Below are 2,782 nucleotides of genomic sequence, written 5' to 3' on the forward strand. Positions count from 1 at the left end.
TGCCCCGTCCCCCTAATGACTCGATAACAGGTCCCGGGCGGCTGTTGACGTCTTCCCGTCCCTTGGCCGATTTAGGCCTCCTATCAGGCCGACGCGACTGGCGTTCGGGGCCTGCTCGCAGCGCTGCCTCGGCTCGGCGCGTCGGTGATGTCTTCCGTTCGCCGGCCGGGAGTGTTGGTCGTGGTTCGAGCCCGCCCGCACGGTCGAGACCTCGTTTACCGGGAGCCTTCGAGCTCTGACTCACAGACCGGGGCCGTGGGGGTTGCTGGGATCGCGAACGGCTCATCGGAGGGAAGACCGCAGAGTCTCGTCATTAGGGCGCCGCGCGTTCTCGCCTGGGTCCGAACCGGACCGAGTACCGGCTTTGAGGAGGTGCAGAAGTGTGAAGGTGTTCTGCGGGATCGACTGGGCCGAAGGCCATCACGACATCGCCCTGATCGACGAGTCCGGTCAGCTGATCGCGAAGAAGCGCATCAGCGAGACCGTGGCCGGGATCGAAGAACTCACCGACATGCTGGCCGCGGCCGGCGACGCTGCCGAGGACCCGATCCCGGTCGCGATCGAAACCCCACGCGGCCTGCTGGTCGCAGCCCTGCGGGCGACCGGGCGAGTGGTCTATCCGATCAACCCAATGGCGGTCGCCCGCTACCGAGAACGCCACACGGTCAGCCGAGGCAAGTCCGACCACGCCGACGCGATGACGCTGGCCAACATCCTGCGCACCGACCAACACGTCCACCGCAAGCTGCCGGCCGACACCCACCTGGCCCAAGCGGTCGCGGTGCTGGCCCGGGCACTCCAAGACGCCACCTGGCGCCGGACCAAGGCCTCCAACGAACTGCGCTCACTGCTGCGCGAGTACTACCCGGCCTTCCTCGAGGCCTTCGCTGGCAGGAACGCCAGCAACCTGGCCTCGACCGATGCTCGCGCGGTCCTGGCCATCGCGCCCACCCCCGCCGCGGCAGGCAAGCTGTCGAAGGCACGGATCGGTGCCGCACTGCGCCGAGCCGGCCGCCAACGCCGCATCGACACCACCGCAGCACAACTGCACGCCGCGCTCCGCGCGCCACAGCTGCGGCAACCCGAGCTGGTCGAACACGCCATGGGCCGCCAGGCACTCGCCCTGCTCGCGGTCCTCGACACCGCATGCCGCAACGTCGACGAACTCGGCAAAGCTACAGCTGAGGCGTTCCAGCAGCACCCCGACCACGCCATCATCACCAGCTTCCCCGGGCTGGCCGACAACACCGGCGCCCGGGTCCTTGCCGAACTCGGCGACGACCGCACCCGCTTCACCGACGCCCGAGCGGTCAAGGCCTACGCCGGATCCGCACCCATCACTCGTGCCTCCGGCCGCACCATCTCCATCACCCACCGCCGCGTCAAGAACGACCGCCTCGCCGCAGCAGGCTGGGCCTGGGCCTTCGCCGCCTTAGCCCATGACGAACACGCCCACCGCCACTACCGACACCGACGAGACCACGGCGACCGGCATCCAGCAGCACTCCGCCACCTGTTCAACCGGATGCTCGGCCAGCTCTACTTCTGCCTCCAAACAGGCCAGTACTACCACCCCGAGAAGGCATTCGCCCTTGCGACTACGACTCCCGATGTGCCCACCCGAGGGCCGTCACCCAGACCAGCAAGGCGACGATGATCCCCCCACCCAGGCCGCCCGACGCTAGGGTCAGGTCTGGTGCCGTCCCATCACTTGCACGCCCGGTCGCAGCGTGCCCAGCGGGCGCCAGCCGGAACTCAGGTAAAGGCGCACCGCCGGGGCCTCTTCGTCAGCGCTCGTGCTCAGCAGGCACCGCCGGTCCACCCCTTCAAGGATCCTGTCGTGCAGGGCTTGCCCAAGGCCGCGCCGGCGGTGCGAAGGACGAACGGCGAGTTCGACGATCTCGAAGTGGTTCCCGACCCAGTCGTCGGCAACCTCGCGTGGGAGCGCCTCGTAGACCAGGTCTGACCAATACTGACCCCGTTGTCCGACGTAACCCCAACTGAAGCCAACAATTCGACCTCCGTCGGCCACGATTGCAAGTCGGTAGGCATCGCGGGCGGCGTGGCGTTCGAAGAGATCCGAACGCCAAGTATCGAAATCGGCGGAGTCGCCGAAGACCTCGTCGTAGCACAGCCAGACTTGTTCAGCCAGGGGGACAGCATCGGCGCCATCGAGCAGCCGAATTCCTTCGACGGGGACGAGCGGGTCAGGCATCGCGACACACGTCAACGATGAGCTGGCCAGGTCCGCGAAGGTAAGCGGCTTCTGTGCCCCAGTCAGTTTGGAGGGGGCCAGCGACCAACTCTGCTCCGGCATCAACGGCGCGAGCGGCGGCCGCGGCGACGTCGTCGACGTAGTGGTGAATGATCAGGCCGTCGAGCTTCCCCCAGGGGATCATGGCGTCGCGGGAGAGCATCACTCGGATACCGCCAGCGTCCAGCTCGCCGAAGTTTGGGTCCTCCGTCAAGATGCGCCATCCATATGCCTCGGCGAGCAACTTGGTTGCCGCGGGAACGTCGTCTACCTGGATGTCGATTGCCTGCACAGCCATGCCCGAGCCCTTCGTGTCGTCACTTGGCAGGACGCTATCGAATCCACCACACGACAAGCACGCACGGCGCTCAGCGGACCGTGACGACGCCACCGTGCCGCCTGTCGCTCAATTGCGGTCGAACTTGCGCCCGCAGATTGCCTCCTAGCCACATCGGAGGTCTGATAGCTGCAACCCGAGGGCAGAGCGTCGTGGGTCAAGAGTCGGCTTGCCGATCCCGTAGGGACGCC

At 67.0% G+C, this 2,782-nt stretch carries 3 protein-coding genes; 1 reads left to right on the forward strand and 2 read right to left on the reverse strand.

Annotated elements, in window-relative coordinates:
- Positions 1 to 364: 364 nt before the first annotated feature.
- Positions 365 to 1,657, forward strand: coding sequence for an IS110 family transposase (locus ACIBG5_RS43590; protein ID WP_396397989.1), 1,293 nt, complete (start codon positions 365 to 367; stop codon positions 1,655 to 1,657).
- Between the two features lie 30 nt (positions 1,658 to 1,687).
- Here the strand turns inward: ACIBG5_RS43590 and ACIBG5_RS43595 are convergent, their stop codons facing one another.
- Positions 1,688 to 2,215 carry a GNAT family N-acetyltransferase gene (locus tag ACIBG5_RS43595; protein WP_396397990.1) on the reverse strand — a complete coding sequence of 176 codons (528 nt, stop codon included), beginning with the start codon at positions 2,213 to 2,215 and terminating at the stop codon, positions 1,688 to 1,690.
- On the reverse strand, positions 2,208 to 2,552 hold the full coding sequence (locus ACIBG5_RS43600; protein ID WP_396397991.1) for a VOC family protein: 345 nt from the start codon (positions 2,550 to 2,552) through the stop codon (positions 2,208 to 2,210). The genes ACIBG5_RS43595 and ACIBG5_RS43600 overlap by 8 nt, the downstream gene beginning before the upstream one ends.
- Positions 2,553 to 2,782 lie beyond the last annotated feature (230 nt).

This window comes from Kribbella sp. NPDC050241 (assembly GCF_044459685.1).
Classification (GTDB): domain Bacteria; phylum Actinomycetota; class Actinomycetes; order Propionibacteriales; family Kribbellaceae; genus Kribbella.